Consider the following 16,651-nt stretch of genomic DNA (forward strand, 5'->3'; position numbering starts at 1 on the left):
GCAGGGTCTGGTGCCGTGGGACAGGGGTGATTTCCAGAAACCGGATTCAATGGTGGAGTCAACAACCCCAGCAGCAGCCTGTGCCAATTGTGGTCGCCCCCTTGGTCCGACCGCTGCCGGGGCGTTTTGCCTGAGTTGCCTCCTTTCCCCTGCCCAGCACTGGCTGGACCAGAGTGAGGAAAGTTCCCGCTCCCTGTCCTCCCTGGAGGAATGGGAGCCAGGGGACAAGATCGACCGCTACCAACTGGAGGAATTGCTGGGGGAAGGCGGGTTCGGCATCGTTTACCGGGCCATCCAGCGGGAGCCCATCCACCGGGAGGTCGCGCTCAAGGTATTGAAACCCCGGATGGCATCGCGCGATGTCGTCGCCCGCTTTGAAGGGGAACGGCAGGCGCTGGCGATGATGGACCACCCCAACATTGCCCGGGTTTACGATGCGGGGGCGACCTTTTCCGGTTGCCCCTACTTCGTCATGGAGCTGGTCAAGGGCAAGCCCATCACGGAATTCTGCCGCCATCTGCCGCTGGAGCAGAGAATTCGCCTTTTCATTCAAGCGTGCCGCGGTGTGCAGCACGCTCACCAGAAGGGGGTGATCCACCGGGACATCAAACCCTCCAACGTGCTGGTGATGGGGGAGGGCATTATCTCCGTGGCCAAGGTGATCGACTTTGGCATCGCCAAGGCACTGGAGCAGCCCCTGGCCGATAAAACGATCTACACAGCCCAAGGGCAGGTCATGGGTACCCTGCAGTACATGAGCCCCGAACAGGCGCTCTCTGCCGGGATGGATGTGGACACGCGGAGTGACGTGTACTCCCTGGGGGTGCTGCTCTACGAGATGTTGACCGGAGTCACCCCGCTCCCCGCTGAGCGGGCCAACGGCAATGACCTGGCGGAGATTCTCAAGGCGGTGCGCGACGACACTCCCGTGCGCCCGAGCCAGGAGCTCGACAAGGCTTGCAAAACCGCCCGATCACAGAACTCCACCCCACCTCTCAGTACAGAGTGGGAGGAAGAAGGTGTCACCCCGGCAACTCTGCGGGGTGATCTGGACTGGATTGTGATGAAGGCGCTGGAGAAGGAAAGGGCACGCCGTTATCCCTCCGTCTCCGCGCTGATGGAGGATCTGGAGCGTTTCCTCAAACAGGAACCCGTCCAGGCCAAGGCCCCGACCGCCCGGTATCGGGTGGCACGGTTTGCCCGGCGCAACACCATCCTGCTCCGGTTTGTGGGTGCCCTGGCTCTGGTTCTAGGTGTCTCCACGGCCATCCTGGTGTGGCTGACGCTGAGAGCCAAGCGGGCGGAGTCGGTCGCCCGGGAGGCACTGGCTGCCGAGGCCGCAGCCCGCCAGGAAACCGCCCGCCAGGAGGCAGAGACCCGCCGACAGCTCGTGCAACTGGATGTGGTGACCGGGGATGAAATGGTGGAGGATGGTGACGCCTTTGGGGCGCTGTTGTGGTATCTGGAAGCCCTCCGGCTGGACAGGGACGATGCCGCCAAAGAAACCCTGCACCGGCAGCGGCTCCGCTGTGCCATGCAGAGCGGGCCCCAGTTGCTGACCCTGTGGCCTGGAACGGTGGCGGGAGAATTCAGTCCAGATGGGAGCCGGGTGGCCATCATTACGAGCGATGGGACGGCGCAACTCTGGTCCTGCGAAACCCTCCAGCCCGCCAGCCCGCCCCTGACAGCGCCGGGCGGCATCCGCTGGATCCGGTTCACGGATGACCCGGGGGTGTTGCTGGGCCTCTCCCGAGAGGGGCTTTTCTGTGAATGGGACCTGCCATCGGGCGTCCTGACTTCCACTCCCATCATCCCTGGCCCGGCCCCCACGAGTTCGGCATGGGATCTCACTCCCGATGGGAAATGGCTGGCGGTGACCGTCGCTGGCGGTCCCCGAGTGTTCCGCACCGTGCCACGGGCGGCAGTTGGCCCTGTCTTGGAGGGGGCTCCTGCCCCGACCCTGCTCCGGCTGAGCAGTGATGGCTGCCGCCTGGCAGGGGCTGATGGCTCCAGTCTGAAGGTTTGGGATGCCCGATCCGGCAAACTGATCCTGAGTTCCCATGATCTGGAAGGCCCCGTATCCCATATCGAGATGAGTCCGGATGGCACACGCTTGGCCACTGTCTCGGGCAGGACGGGCGGCACCCTGGATGTTTGGGATGTGGACTTGGGCTCGAGGATGCGCCCCTCTTTCCGCCCCGGAGGCAAGCTGCTTGACTGTTCCTTCAGCCCCGAGGGCCGTCGTCTGGCCATTGCCAGCCACGATTCGTACGCACGAGTCTTTGACGTGGCTTCTGGACTGCCCTTGACGGAGTCCATGCGTCACTCTGGAGCGGTCATGGAAGTGCACTTCAGTGGTGATGGCCGAAGGGTCGCCACCTCTGCGGTGGGGGAGTTGAATGCCCGAATCTGGGACGGCTACACCGGGCTCCCGGCCTGGCCATGGATCTGCCACCCCTCCAGCAACCCCTGCGCTCGTATCAGTGCCAACGGCAGATTCGTCCTGACGGGGGGTGAAGACAGGGCTCTTCGGCTTTGGAGTACACCGGTGGAGGGCGCAGCGAAGGTGACGGCCAACCACGGTGCCAAGGTGGTCTCTGTTTCCCAGGGCACCGCCGGACGGCTGATCCTCTCAGCAGGTGCCGATGGCCTCGTCCGACTGTGGAACCGTACCACCGGAGACCTGACCGCCTTGATTCAGCCCTCCTCACCTCCGACGGCCGTGGAGCTGAGTCGGAATGAAAACTGGATCGTGACGGGTGGAGAGAACGGGATGGTTCAGGTCTGGAACAGCCGGACGGGAGAGCCTGTGCTCCCGGAGCTGCACCATGGCGGTCAACGGGTTATCCAGCTTCAATTTTCCGCCTCGGGTGAGGAATTCTTCAGCCTGGGAGGAGAAGGTTCGCTCAAACTTTGGAACCGGCGCACGGGCAAGCCTCTGGCCCGGCAGCTGGAGCAGACAGGGACGCTGATCCGTGCCACCTATGACGCAACGGGTGAGCGACTGCTCGCGGCGGATACGGAGCACAACGTGGGGTGCTGGGATGTCAGAAGCGGCAGGCCTTCTGGTAGGAAAATCCGGCTGCCCCGCCGTGTCGATCACCTGGCCTTTTCCGCAGACGGCAAACGCTGGCTCACCGCCTCTCTGGGGAATGGCAGCTTTGCCCAGGTTTGGGATGCCACCACCTTCCTCCCTGTAGGGCCCATGCTGGCTCCGGGTCGCACCTTCTGCGCGGCCCTCAGCCGGGACGGAGCGAGTGTGGTGACTTGCGGAGCCGACAACACCGCACGGATCTGGAATGCCTCCTCCGGCGGACGGATCGGGCGGAACATGACCCATAGCGGCCCCATCTTCCGTTCCATATTCAGTCCAGACGGCCGCATGGTGGCCACCTGCAGTGATGATGGCACCGCCCGCGTGTGGGATGCCCTGAGCGGGGCACCGATCTCCCCACCTTTGCCACAGGGCGCGGGATTTGTTTACTGGAACCACACTTCCACCGAGCTTCTCACCGCCTCAGCCTCCGGAGTGCTCTCACTCTGGGACGTCTCTCCCATCACGGATGCGCTGGATGACCTGCAAGGGCAGGCCGAGCTGCTCTCCGGTCGCAAATTGGATGCCCTGCTGGGCACGACTGTGCTCACCGGTGAAGAGGTGGCCGTGCGTTGGCAGCAGCGCATACGCCGCCTCCCCCAGCCTCCGGACCGGGCTGCCACACCCACCGTTTCACGTCGGTGAGACCGGGTTTCCTGAATTGCCCTGTAACCGTAATCCGCAGACCATCAGAGTACTGACCAATCCGCCCACCCTGATTGCGACTCCTTTCCCAATCGCGCCCTCCATGACCCTCGAAGAACTCGTCCTTTCTGCCGCCGCCGCTCTCGGAAATCCCGGCTTCCAGTACACCCGTGACAAAACCTGCGACATGGTGCTGGCGAATGGTCTGCACCTCGTGATCGAGCCCTCCCGCACTGAAGAGGCCGTCCACCTCTATGCAGTAGTGGGCACCCTGCCCTCTTTTGACCGGGGGCTCTTTGCCGAGACACTGCTCCGGGCCCAGTTGTTTCATCGTGAAGTGGGGGAGGGTTGTTGCTTTGGGCTGGATGATGACACCGACGAAATTCTGCTGAACCGCAAGCTGTCCATCCAAAATCAGGGTGAAGAAAGCTTCCTCTCGGCGCTCAATGAATTCGCCAACTGGGCCAGCTACTGGCGGGACAAACTTCTGACACCTCCCGCCGCCGCACCTCCCGGCTCAGCCTCCCTCAATGACTTCCAGATGCTACGCGCCTGAGGCTCCCTCTGCCCCACCTTCAACGTATTTGCCCGTCCCATCATGAATCTCACCGGCCTTTCCGCCTCCCAGACCACACAAGGCACCCAGGGTTTGGCACCCACACCCGCAAAGCAGGAGGAGCCCATCATCCACCTGCGCACCTCTGAAAAATCCCGTGCGGCACAGAAGGAGATCGCAAAATCCTTCAACGGCATCGACTCGGGCAGCGTGCTGAGTTCGGCGGGAATGAGAATGGTGCTGGGAGAACCCACCAAGTATGCCAATCTGAAAGACGGAGTGGTGCACCTGATGCACAAGATTTCCGACAAACTCGCACCAGACTCGGTGGGCAGCCACTACAAGGAGGCCCTCCGCCTGGCCGACGAGTACCAGGCCATCAAAAACGGCGGCGGCAGCCTGACGGAACAACTGGCGGCGGTGAAAAACCTGCAGGCCCAGCTTGAAGCACACTCACCTGGTGGTGCCAAAGGTGAGAGCGTGGCCCAGTTGGTGAAGTTCGCCGACCTTGAGATCGAGGCCCTGGAGGCCGGCATCAAACAGGAGGGACAAGACGCTCAGGCCAAACTGGATCACGACAGCCACCGGGTGGATGTGATCGTTGGCGAGCTGGTGGAAGACAGGGCCTTGTCAGGAGGCAGCCTCCGTGGCGAGATCCAGTCCTTTGACCGCAGTTCCTTGAAACACGTCACCCCGCCAAAGGACCAAGACGTGCCTGGGTGGGCCAAAATGGAGTTCCGCTACAACAGCGCCAAGAGCGACATCATTGATGCCTCCCCCCAGGGCACTGTGATGCAAGAGCCGCTTATGCTTCAGGAGCCCGGCATCTCCTCTCTCTCCCCGACATTCAAGACCTCCCCTGAGTTCATCGGCATGGGTGCCAAGGTGGAGGCGGCCCTGGTCTCTGGTGACAGCACGGCCATGAAGGCCCTGACGGATGACATGGCAGGCCAGCTCATGAAGGACATCTCCTCCCAGGGTCCGCTCAGCGAAAGAGCCTTCGCCATCAGCGACGGGGCCAAGTTCAAGGAAGAACTCTACAAGGCCCTGGTCAACTCCAATCCGGGTGGTGTGCAGCTTGCTGGAAGCCACCGGGACGCGTCTCCCGAGGCACTTGCGTTTCTGGACGGAGTTTACGACGCGATGCTCAACCAGCTCTCTGACCGGCAGACCGCCCCGGACAAAATCGTCGTCGGTGGCAAGGAATACACCAAGGGAGCCAAGCTGGGTGAGGGCGGCTTCGGCGATGTCCATGTGTACGAGCACCAGCAGGAGGTGACGGATCCCACGACCGGCGAAAAGTCCACCGTGGTGGATCGCATCGCCGTGAAATCCTTCAAGTCAGGCAATCTGGAAGAAGCGGCCCAAGAGGTGCGCGCCCACCAGTCGGCCATGGGCCCCCAAGGCCATGAGAACATCACCGCCATGAAGGGGGTCGTCCGCACCCCGGATGGCGGCGTCCTCATCGCCATGGAACTCGCGAAAACCGATGGGTACGCGATGATGGCGAATCTGGACAAAGCCGTGGCGGAAGGCCGTCTCACTCCAGTGGCCGCCAACGCCGTCCGTCTGACCATCCTCAAAGACATGCTACAGGGCCTGCAGCATTTCCAGGAAACCCGCGGGATGACGCACCTGGATGTGAAGGAGCCCAACTTCTTCGTGGGGCATAACGGCAGGATGTTGCTGGGTGACTTCGGCTTCGCCAGAACCGGAGATCGCCAAGTCCTGGAACAAACCATCGTGGACAACCCCACTTGGAAGGCTCCAGAGATCATCATCCAGGAAGAGGCTCGCAGCAGTGTGACCTCCGCCGCCAAGGCCCAGAAAAATGCTACCAGGGAGTTCATCCAGTCACAGCGGGACCAGGTGCCCGTCGAGGAACGCCAGGCATGGTACGATCAGGCGATCAAGGACATCGACATCAATACCCAGCTCCGCCTGGATATGATGGGTGGCACGGTGGTGACCAACAAGGCCGACACCTGGTCCATCGGCATCTCTGCCTACCGTCTCTTCCATGGCGAATCTCCGTTCCACCAGGACTTCTTGTCAGAAGAGCAGCGGTTGATCGTTGAGCATGGCAGTGATCCTGAAAACAACATCAGAGAACTGGGCACGGATCAGGCCGGCAACTCCACGGGCAAGGCGGTGACCGCCATGGACCGGCTGTTCAACCAGATGCTCAACCCCGACCCGACCAAACGACCCTCGATCACCGACCTGCTTCGCAACCCGGTCTTCCAGGAACCCTTCGTGGGTGGCGATGAGGCTTATGCCATCATTCAGGAGCTCTCCGAGGAAAACCCTGACCCCGCCAAGTTGAAGGCCCTGTCGGACAAGATCGGGGACTGAGTGCAGCAGCTAGGTCGATTCCCTTGAGACAGCCTTGGAGCGGGTTGACTTCGCGCCCGTCTTCGGCTTGGTCCCCTACATACCGTTATCAACTGATGAACATTCCCGACGCTATCGCAGAACTGGGCCATTTGCTGGGATTGGGCCTGGTGACGCTGAACGATGACGGCGCGGCCCGGATCATTTTTGATGACAGCCTGGAGGTGGACTTCCTGGCCGATGAAAACGAAGAGGGCTGGCTCCACCTCACCGGCCGGGTGTGTGAAGTGGGTCCGGATGTGGCTTCAGCCTTCCTGAAACAGTTGCTCCATGCCCATTTTCTAGGGCAGGGCACGGGGGGAGCGACATTTTCCCTGGCAGCAGACGACACTGAGATTCACATGGGCCGGAGACTTCACGTCACCCCCATGGAGTTCTCGGATTTCAGCAATCATGTGGAAACCTTTGTGAACTATCTGGAAGCCTGGCGGCGAATGGTACAGTCTGGAGAAATCGATCGTGCTGGCACGCTGCTGGGTACGAGGTAAATTGCGACGGAACGCCCCCATGAAGCTCGAAGAACTGCTCAAACAACTTGGTACCGCCATTGGCCTCCCCCAGCTGCGTCTGGAGGAGGGCAGCTGCCGGTTGGTCTTTGACGGGGCTCTTCCCGTCGATGTAGAGGAGGGCGAGGGCGATGACGAAGCCCACCTGCTCAGTCAACTGGGGCCACTGCCGCCCGAAGGAGAGCAGGAAGGCGCCTACTTCCGACGCATGCTCCAGGCCAACCACTTCGGCCGCGAAACGGGTGGCATGACTCTGGCGCTCGTTCCCAGCGAAGGTCAGTTTTTCCTCTGCGGAATCGTCCCTCTGGCAGGGGTAACCGTTGACAACTTCTCACGCCTCCTCGCCCGCTTCGCCAGGGAATCGCATCGCTGGATTGTGGAACTGGAGACCCTGGGCCAGAATGCACTGACCACTGCCAAGGGTGATGACCCCATGGACGCGTCCGGATTCATCCGGGTCTGACAACACCCCCCCTCTTTCCTTCCCCCTCATGGACCTGCATGCTCATGTGAACCAGATGCTCGCCACGGTTTCGACTGCGCTGGGCCTGACAGGCGGAGCAGCCTTTAATCTGGATGCAGGCAACGAGTGCATCATCGCTCTGGAGCAGAACCTGATGTTCATGTTCTATCTGGAGGAGTCCACGCAGAGCCTCATCATCAACCTGCCCATCGCTCCTCTGCCCTCGGGATCTGAGCGCGAAGAAGTGCTCACGGAGCTCATGGCGGGCAACTACTGCTGGAACCGAACGGAGGGCGGCACCTTTGGGTTGGATGAAAGCACAGGATTCCTGTGTCTGAACTACCTGGTGGCCCTGCCGCTCGATCCTCCGGACCAGATAAAGGGCATCGTGGAAAAACTGGCAGACGTGGTAACCCACTGGCGCCGGGAACTGCCCACGCTGGCAGAGCCCTGGGAGGAAACCTCGACTCCGGATTCCGCGAGCTTTCCCATGCTGCGGGTGTAACTCCGTCGCGATTTTGGGCGGATGTATGCGGTAGTCAGTCCGCCTGTTTTCGTTCTCTCCCCACCGCCATGGATCACACCTCCACTGTCAGGACGAGCCCGTCCATCGACATCTCCCGCGTCCCACCACAGGGGCCAGAGATCTCCATCACCACGCAGGACCGCCCGCCGGGCCTGGTGCGGCGGGATGATCCTGATCGTGGCACCTTGCCGACCGGCCCAGGCACCGCCAGAACCCAGGGCTCCCAGGAGATCAGCCGCCCCACCCAGCTGGAGACCCAGAAGAAGCCACACATCCTGCTGCGCATCCTGGCAGCCATCCCGGAGATCTGCGCCAACATCGTGCTCCTCGGGGCTCCCGCCCTGCAGAAGTACATGGAGTCCCGCGGCATGGCACGGGAGCCCTACACCTTCACCCTCCCCGGCACTCACGGGCGCAAGGTGGAGGTGGACGGCCACATCGGGCCCAAGAAGATCCCCAAAGGCATGACCCATGATGAGGTGCAGGCCCAGCTCCAAGAGAAGATCAATGCGGGACACAAGGTCTATGAGTCGGTCATGAATGGCAGCCGCACGGACGGCTGCACCGTGGACGACGTCACCAACCTGATGTTCTTCCTCCAGGTGCGGGGTGAGGACCAGCAGGGCAGCTGCTTCAAGGATGGGACCTTCAATCTGCCCGACCCCGATGGGAAGCTTCGTAAGTTCCTCGACTCCTGCCCGGAGGCGTATCAGCGCAGCTCCTCTTTTGCCCCGGACGAAGGGCACCGCGGCATCGATGCCTACGGCAGTGGCAAGGAGAAGGACAAGCTCCTGCCCCATCACATGAAGACGCTGCACTACTTCAGCGTTCCTCAGAGTGAGACCATGCCGGAAGGGCGGATCATCCTGAAAATGGAGCAGAACGGCAAGTTCTACTCCCGGCCCAAAGTATCTGATCCCGATGGCCCTCACCGGAAGGGCAGCCTCCACGACCTGGGTGCGACCATGAAGCATGTCTTCAAGGGCACCATCAAACCAGGGGAACAGTCCTTCACGGAACACCTGCCTCCGGCCGTGAAGCACGAGTACCGCGAAATCATGCGCTATCTGCCTCCTGAAGCCCGTGCGGAGATGGAACGCAACGGCCCCTTCACCCGGGAAGGCGGCATCCGTGTGATGCATGAAAACGCCAACCGCGTGCTGGCCGGTGCCTATGATGACGCACCAGAGCTCACGGAAGAGGTGATGGACAAACTCAAGGGCTTCATCAACAAACTGCATGAAAACTATCCTGATCCGCAAGTGCGGTTCGGCAACGAAGTGGTGTTCAACTCAGACGATCTGATCTCAGAGCCGGCCCCTGAAGTCGAACCGGAGCCGGAAATTGAAGTGCAGCGGGACGAGCCCCCCACGCTGAGCAGCGTGGGCCGTCAAAGCCTGCCGCCGGGACCGATGCTGACGAGCCTACCAGAGAGGGTCCCTCTCAGTCAGTTCGATCTGACGTACCACCCTCACGCGATTGAGGATGATGACCTCTCTGGCCGACTTGGCAAACTCGGAGAGGACCTCCAGACCTGGGGTGAAACCACCTTCACGGACGAACCCGCCCCCAGAGAGCACACCCGCCTGACCGCCGCGCTCGCCCGCTACAACGAACTGATGGAACAGTCTGTTGAGCCTCAGCTCGACCTCTTCGGCGATGACCCGGACCCGGAGGCCGTTCTAGAAAGCCACGAACAGCGCAAGGAGGACCTGGAAGCCAGCGCCAAAGAACTGAGGGAAGCCCTGAATGGATTCATGGGGAGAATCCGCAGCGATGACGAACCTGGGTTGGATGTGATCATGGCGGAGGTGGAAAAACTTCACCAGGAAATCTCCACCCTGTAAGCTTGCCCCATCCCTCCCGTTTTTGATCGCGGCTGCCACCCATGGAATATTTCCCCTATCCTCACCCTCTGGAGACGGAGCGTCTGATCCTGCGGCCCATGACGGAGCAGGACGCTCCCAGGTTTCACGAGATCTTCGATGGCGAGCCCAAGGTGTGGGAATTTGATCCCGGACTGCCCTGCAAGCCGGAAGAGCGGCGGATGTGGACGCTGCGCCACGCCATGGAGCCGGACATGGCCTCCGGCCGGTCTGGCCTGTTTGGCCGCTCGGTCGTGCGCAAGGAAGACGGGCTGGTCATAGGAGCTGCGGGCATCTGCCCGCTCACCGTGCCAGGAGGCTGGGAACAGGGCAAGCCCCAGGCCGGAGCGACACTGGAGCCGACCCTGTTTTACCAGATGGGCCTGGAGTATTGGGGGAAGGGTTACATGACGGAGGCCTGCCGAAGGCTGCTCGAGTTCGCGCTTATTGAACTGCGGCTGCCCCGGGTGTTGTGCGGCACACAGCGCAAGAATGTCCACGCGGTGCGGTTGATGGAACGGCTGGGATTCCACCCCACCTGGTTTCCCGCCCCCTCCAACTTCTGGGGCCGGGAGCCGGTCTGTGGCGTCATCACTGCGGAGGTTTGGAAAAATCAAAGCACATCTGTCACGTGATGGTGCTTTACCGCGCGCCTGAGCCGGGCGTATCTTTTCCCCATGGCGATCGTCGTGCAGAAATATGGCGGCAGCAGTGTGGCGGATCCTGAAAAGATCCGGAAGGTGGCGGAGCGGATCATGGCCACCCAGCGGGAGGGCCATCAGGTCGCGGTGGTTGTTTCCGCGATGGGGGACACCACCGACCATCTCCTGGAGCTGGCCCGGAAGGTGTCGCACAATCCCGAGCGCCGGGAACTGGACATGCTGCTCTCCGTCGGGGAGCGCATCTCCATGTCCCTGCTCTGCATGGCGATCAGGGAGCTGGGGGGCGATGCCATCAGCTTCACCGGCAGCCAGGCCGGCATCATTACCAACGACCGCCACATTGACGCGCGCATCATCGAGGTGCGCCCCTTCCGCGTGCAGGACGAGCTTGCACGCGGACGCATCGTCATCATCGCGGGATACCAGGGGGTCTCCTACCGAAAAGAAGTGACCACCCTGGGACGTGGTGGGAGCGACACCACGGCGGTGGCCCTGGCCGCAGCGCTGGAAGCCGAGTGGTGCGAGATCTGCTCTGACGTGAAAGGTGTGTACTCGACCGACCCGCGGGTGGTCCCGCAGGCACGCCTCATTCCAGAGGTGTCGTACGAGGAGATGCAGGAGATGGCCGAAGCCGGGGCCAAGGTGCTCAACGCCCAGGCTGTGGAATTCGCCAAGGAAAAGGGCATTGCCATCTACGCCCGCGCCACTGCGCAATCTCCGCCTGGCCACGACGTTCCCACCGACAGCACGGTGGTGCGCAAGTTCGGACCACAGGTACCCGGTCGAGTCGTGGGAGTGGCCAGTGAAAAGGACCTCCTCATTCTACAGGCCTCCGGCAATGTGGATGCCGTGCTGGAGTTCCTGGACTCCTGGTCGGTTCAAGGAAAGCAACTGCATGTCGCTTCACGGAACCGCGCCGGGGCGGACAGCCTGAGCCTGGTCATCTCCCGGGAAAACTTCCACGACGAAACGCGGGTGCGGGCACTCCTGGAGCAGCGCTTCGGTGGTGCCGCCACACTCACCGACGGCGTGGGGGCCGTGAGTGTGATTGGCACTGGCATCAATGAGACCTACAAGAACCTGCGGGCCGGCTCCGCCGCGCTGGAGGGGCATGCCATCCTCGGCATGGCCACCTCCCGGTTTCGCATCACCTGGCTGGTGCCGGTGGCCGTGGTGGATGAAGCCGTGCGCCGCCTCCACCGGACCTTCATGGAATCCGAGCCGGAGCCCGTGCCGTGAAACCCTGCGCGGACTTCACCGCCGCGTACACCACGCCAGACCAGCGAGCAGGATTGCATTCCCCACCCGGTTCCGGTAGGGTGGTCCAGCCATCCCTTCCATGACGCTCCCCCGCCCCATAGCCCTCCTGTGTGCGTTTCTGCTTTCCGTGCTCCCGTCCCCCGGTGAGCTCATGGCGGCTGAGGAAAAGCAGCTCTCTGATCTGGACAAGCAGCTAAATTCGCTCCGGGAGAAGGTGGAGAAGAACCCCGAATCCCGCCTGGCACATGTGGAACTGGGAAAGGTGCTCTACGAAAATGGTCGCAATGTCGAGGCCATGACCGTGCTCAAGGGGGCTCTGGACCTGAAGACCGACAAACCGGATGCGCCGCTCTCGCTGGTGATGATCAACCTGGGCCAGGTCCTGGAAACCGAGCGCCAGCTTCGGCTCGCCATCAACGTGTATGAGACCGCACTCAAGGAGGAGCAGAAAGAACGCGGCACGCCCGGCTCCTTTGGCCCCGGCTACCGGGAGGCGATCGAAGAGTACCTCCACCGGGCAAAAGCCAGCAAGGACAAGGCGATCAAGCACTTTGAGACCGCCCACAAGTTGAAGGACAAGGGCGACCGTCTGGGCGCGGCGGCCGAGCTCCAGGAGTGCCTGAACATCGCCGTGGACTTCGGCGACGTGTGGCGCATGCAGGGCGAATTGCTCGCGGAAGCTGGTCGGCACGAGCCAGCCGTGATGTCCTTCCAAAAGACGCTCGACATGTTTCCCCGGGACGGTGATACCCTGACCCTGATGGGACGCAGCCTGTTGCGTCTGAACCGGCTGAACGAGGCCGCCGATGCCCTCAAAAAGGCAATCGCCATCGATCCGACCAACGTCCTTGCGATCGAGGGCCTTGAGAAGATCAAAGCGACTCAGAGTGCGCAGAACTGAAGAAATTTAACGGGCGGCAATTAATGCCCCGGCTGGGGCCACGGCGTCCGTACCAGAACGGACGTGCACGGGGTGATTCCCGAGCACTAGGACCTTGAATCCTCGGCGGGATCAGGGACCTTTGTCCACCTTCCCTCAAATTTGCCCCTTCATGAAGCGTCACCATCCCTGGTTGTCCTGGCCGCAGCTCCGGGAAGGCCCAATGCAACTGGCGTGCCACTTGTGCGATACGCTCCAGGCCGCTCCACGCTTGCGCGAGGGCGACGGTGCCTACTGCTGTGTGTGTGGGGAGAAGCTCTACCGCAACCGGCCCCACTCCCTGGCGCACGCCACGGGATTCTCCTCGGCAGCCCTCATCTTCATGGTGCTGGCGCACCTGTTTCCCTTCCTGACGATGACCTCCGGAAGCATGACCACCCGTCTGACGCTGATGGAGGCCGCCCACGTCCTGATCCGTGACGGCGATCCCCTGGTGGCAGCAGGCATCGTCTTCTTCACCATGGTGGCCCCGTTCGTCCTGGTGGCCGGGATGCTGTATGTGGCAGCGCCCCTGCGTCACGGGGTGGCGTTGCCCGGGGCCATGCGAGTGACGCGCTGGCTGCAATGGATGGAGCCCTGGAGCATGCTGGAGGTGTTTTTACTTGGGCTCATCGTAAGCCTCCTGAAACTGGGCAAGATGGCTGAGCTGGACTTTGGCCTGGGTCTGTGGGCACTGGGCGGACTGGTTTTGTGCACCGCGGCTGCCCTGGGTGGCATTGACAAGCTGGAACTCTGGGACCGGCTGGAAGTCACTCAGAAAGGAGAGGCCAACCCGGCATGAATCTCCCCCCACCTGCCGCCGCTCAAGAGCTCGCCAGTTGCCACGTCTGCCAGAAGGTGAGCCCCATCCACATGGAGTACTGCCCCCGCTGCGGAGCCCATCTGCACCTGCGCAAACCTCATAGTCTGGAGCGCACCTGGGCGTTGCTGCTCTCCGCCTGTGCCCTCTATGTCCCTGCCAACCTCATGCCGATCATGACCGTGAGCGGGCTGGGCGGGGGGGAGGCCAACACCATCCTGACCGGTGTGGTGGCCTTCTGGCAGATGAAGGCCTATCCGGTGGCCATCGTCATCTTTACGGCCAGCGTGCTCATTCCCATCCTGAAAGTGGCAGCGCTCGTGTGGCTCTGCCTTGCGGCCTCCGGGCGGGTCTGGGCATCTCCGCAGGCCCTCTCGCGCGTTTACTACATCACCGAGTTGCTCGGACGCTGGTCGATGGTGGACGTGTTTGTGGTGGCCATCCTGGTGTGCCTCGTTCGCTTCGGTGCCCTGATGACCATCACCCCAGGCCCCGCGGCCCTGTGTTTTTCCGGCGTCGTCATTCTTACCATGTTCGCCGCCATGAGCTTTGATCCCAGACTCATCTGGGACCGGCATCGTGCTGACCTCGCGGACGCGCCCCATCCTGCCCCCCATGAGTGAAACCGCCCCCAACGAAGAAAAAGGAAACTCCACCCCTCCGCCAGAGCCAAAGGCCGTGGTGCGCCGCAACCGGCGCTGGAGCACCGTCTGGGTGGTGCCGCTCGTAGCGCTGGTGCTGGCTGGCTGGCTGGTGTGGCAGCATTATTCGGAAAAGGGCGTGCTCGTGCACGTCCGCTTCGAGACGGCGGAGAGCATTGTGAGCGGCAAGACGGAGATCCGCTGCCGCTCGGTGCGCATCGGCGTGGTGGAATCTGTGGATCTCTCACCCGACCTCCAGTCCGTAGTGGTGGACATCCGGGTAAATCCGGAAAATGAGCAACTGCTTCGAGATGGAGCACGCTTCTGGGTGGTGCGGCCCCGTGTCTCCCCCTCGGATGTGTCCGGACTGGGCACCTTGATCACTGGTTCTTACATCGAACTGGACCCGGGGGATGGCACCCGCATGGTGCACCATTTCACCGGTCTGGAGCAGCCCCCGGTCACCAAGAGCAGCGTGCCCGGGTTGCGCCTCACCCTCGTGGCGGACAATCCCGGATCCCTGGTGGCAGGCTCCCCCATCTATTTCCGCGGCTTCGAAGTGGGGCGCATCGAGCGGCGGAGTTTTGACATCAATGTGCGCCGGACCATTCTGGATGTCTTCATCCGTGAGCAGTACGCCAGCCTGGTCCATGAGAACACCGCCTTTTGGAACACCAGCGGCATCGATGTGAGCGCTGGTGCCGAGGGGTTCCGTGTCCGCACCCCTTCCCTCCAGGCCATGATGGCGGGCGGAGCCAGTTTTGCCGTGCCTGAGGGCAAGTCCCCCGGCAAGCAGGCTACCAACGGCACGAGCTACCGGCTCTACCCGGACGAGGAGTCCACACGACAGCAGGACTTCAACCCCGACCGCAAATGCCTGGTCTTCTTTGACCAGTCCATCCGCGGTCTCAAGAAGGGCGCACCGGTCGAGTTTCGCGGCATCCCATTTGGCCGGGTGGTCGAGATCTCCCTCAGACACGGCACCGCCGATGACAAGCGCATTCCCGTGGTGATCGAAGTGGATCCCGGCATCCTCCTCCAGAACGAATCGGATGCGCGGGCTGACCGCGATGCCCTGTTCGCCAAGGCGGTGCGAGAGGGCCTGCGCGCCCGCCTTGGCACCGGCTCCCTGCTCACTGGCGCCCTGTTTGTGGATGTGGACTTCATCCCTGATGCGCCTCCGGCAGAACTCACGCGCATGGGTGAATATCAGGTGCTGCCCAGCCATTCCTCCGGGCTCGTGCAGCTCGAAGAAAAGGTCAATGCCATCCTCGCCAAGATCAACGCCCTGCCCATCGAGGACACGCTGCAGAAGTTCGGCACCACAGCGGATGAAGTCACCAAGACCGTGGCCGAAACCCGGGCCGTGGTGGATGAGGCCAAAAAACTGCTCGCAGCCCACGCAACCCAGAACATGACCGCCGAGGTGAATGCCACGCTGAAGGAACTGCGGTCCTCCGTGGAAAGCCTCGGCCCCGCCGGCAATGTCCAGGGTGACCTCCGCCGCACGCTGGACGAATTGCGAGCCGCGTTGAGAGCCTTCAAGACCCTTTCCGACACGGTCGAGGAAAAACCGAATTCGTTGATCTTTGGCCGGGAGAAGGGTGCGGATCCGGTGCCGCGGGCGAGGAAGTGAGGGGGAAAGGGAAGTTAGAAGTTATGAGTTGGACGTTAAGGGTTATGGGGAGTTGAGCGTGGCAATCTGCTGGCGGTGAAGTTGGTGATTGCACGCAGAGTCCTTTTTGTTGTGCCCATGAACCCACGTCAAACGGCATGAGTTGCAGGGCGACCGCCTCGGTTGCCTCAGCCAGGGGCAGCACGAGGCAAGCGGAGCGCTTGCCCTACAGGGCGTCAGGGGAGGCGCGGAAAAAGGACGATTTCCGTTGTATCCATGAACCCATAACCAACCACCCTGGGTTGTAGGGCGACCGCCTCGGTTGCCTCAGTCAGGGGCAGCACGAGGCAAGCGGAGCGCTTGCCCTACAGGGCGTCAGGGGAGGTGCGGAAAAAGGACGGTTTCCGTTGTATCCATGAACCCACAACCAACCACCCTGGGTTGTAGGGCGACCGCCTCGGTTGCCTCACCAGGGGACGCTCGCGGCAAGCGGAGCGCTTGCCCTACAGGGCATCAGGGGGTGGGATCACGGGAGAGGGACGATTCCCGTTGTATCCGTGAACCCACAACCAACCACCCTGGGTTGTAGGGCGACCGCCTCGGTTGCCACACCAGGGGACGCTCGCGGCAAGCGGAGCGTTTGCCCTGCAATGCCCTCGAACCTTCCGGGTTCATGAAAATCTGT

General features: G+C 62.2%; 13 protein-coding genes. All 13 read left to right on the forward strand.

From position 1 onward, the window contains the following. Positions 1-49 precede the first annotated feature (49 nt). Positions 50-3,739, forward strand: a complete 3,690-nt coding sequence (locus VSP_RS40400) for a WD40 repeat domain-containing serine/threonine protein kinase (RefSeq protein WP_009965837.1) — start codon at positions 50-52, stop codon at positions 3,737-3,739. A 103-nt stretch (positions 3,740-3,842) separates the two neighbouring features. Then, positions 3,843-4,295 (forward strand): type III secretion system chaperone, encoded by a 453-nt coding sequence (locus tag VSP_RS42830; RefSeq protein WP_009965838.1) that lies wholly within the window; start codon positions 3,843-3,845, stop codon positions 4,293-4,295. Between the two features lie 42 nt (positions 4,296-4,337). Further along, entirely contained in the window at positions 4,338-6,650 is a 2,313-nt protein-coding gene (locus tag VSP_RS31855; protein ID WP_009965840.1) for a protein kinase domain-containing protein, read from the forward strand. A 95-nt stretch (positions 6,651-6,745) separates the two neighbouring features. Further along, on the forward strand, positions 6,746-7,177 hold the full coding sequence (locus VSP_RS31860; protein WP_009965842.1) for a type III secretion system chaperone: 432 nt from the start codon (positions 6,746-6,748) through the stop codon (positions 7,175-7,177). Between the two features lie 19 nt (positions 7,178-7,196). Next, positions 7,197-7,658: a type III secretion system chaperone gene (locus tag VSP_RS40405; RefSeq protein ID WP_009965843.1), complete on the forward strand. Its 462-nt coding sequence runs from the start codon at positions 7,197-7,199 to the stop codon at positions 7,656-7,658. A 28-nt stretch (positions 7,659-7,686) separates the two neighbouring features. Next, positions 7,687-8,163 carry a type III secretion system chaperone gene (locus VSP_RS31870; RefSeq protein ID WP_009965845.1) on the forward strand — a complete coding sequence of 159 codons (477 nt, stop codon included), beginning with the start codon at positions 7,687-7,689 and terminating at the stop codon, positions 8,161-8,163. Between the two features lie 68 nt (positions 8,164-8,231). Continuing rightward, positions 8,232-10,031, forward strand: coding sequence for a hypothetical protein (locus VSP_RS31875; protein WP_009965847.1), 1,800 nt, complete (start codon positions 8,232-8,234; stop codon positions 10,029-10,031). A 41-nt stretch (positions 10,032-10,072) separates the two neighbouring features. Further along, on the forward strand, positions 10,073-10,684 hold the full coding sequence (locus VSP_RS31880) for a GNAT family N-acetyltransferase (protein ID WP_009965849.1): 612 nt from the start codon (positions 10,073-10,075) through the stop codon (positions 10,682-10,684). A gap of 42 nt (positions 10,685-10,726) precedes the next feature. After that, entirely contained in the window at positions 10,727-11,950 is a 1,224-nt protein-coding gene (locus tag VSP_RS31885) for an aspartate kinase (RefSeq protein WP_009965850.1), read from the forward strand. A 100-nt stretch (positions 11,951-12,050) separates the two neighbouring features. Next, a complete protein-coding gene (locus VSP_RS31890; RefSeq protein WP_009965851.1) occupies positions 12,051-12,872 on the forward strand; it encodes a tetratricopeptide repeat protein in 822 nt (273 codons plus the stop codon). Between the two features lie 151 nt (positions 12,873-13,023). Next, positions 13,024-13,692, forward strand: coding sequence for a paraquat-inducible protein A (locus VSP_RS31895; protein WP_009965852.1), 669 nt, complete (start codon positions 13,024-13,026; stop codon positions 13,690-13,692). Further along, a complete protein-coding gene (locus VSP_RS31900) occupies positions 13,689-14,333 on the forward strand; it encodes a paraquat-inducible protein A (RefSeq protein WP_009965853.1) in 645 nt (214 codons plus the stop codon). Before VSP_RS31895 ends, VSP_RS31900 begins: the two co-directional genes overlap by 4 nt. Beyond that, positions 14,326-15,987: an intermembrane transport protein PqiB gene (pqiB, locus tag VSP_RS31905; RefSeq protein ID WP_009965855.1), complete on the forward strand. Its 1,662-nt coding sequence runs from the start codon at positions 14,326-14,328 to the stop codon at positions 15,985-15,987. Before VSP_RS31900 ends, pqiB begins: the two co-directional genes overlap by 8 nt. Positions 15,988-16,651: the final 664 nt, after the last annotated feature.

Origin of the sequence: Verrucomicrobium spinosum DSM 4136 = JCM 18804 (genome assembly GCF_000172155.1) — a bacterium.
GTDB lineage: Bacteria > Verrucomicrobiota > Verrucomicrobiia > Verrucomicrobiales > Verrucomicrobiaceae > Verrucomicrobium > Verrucomicrobium spinosum.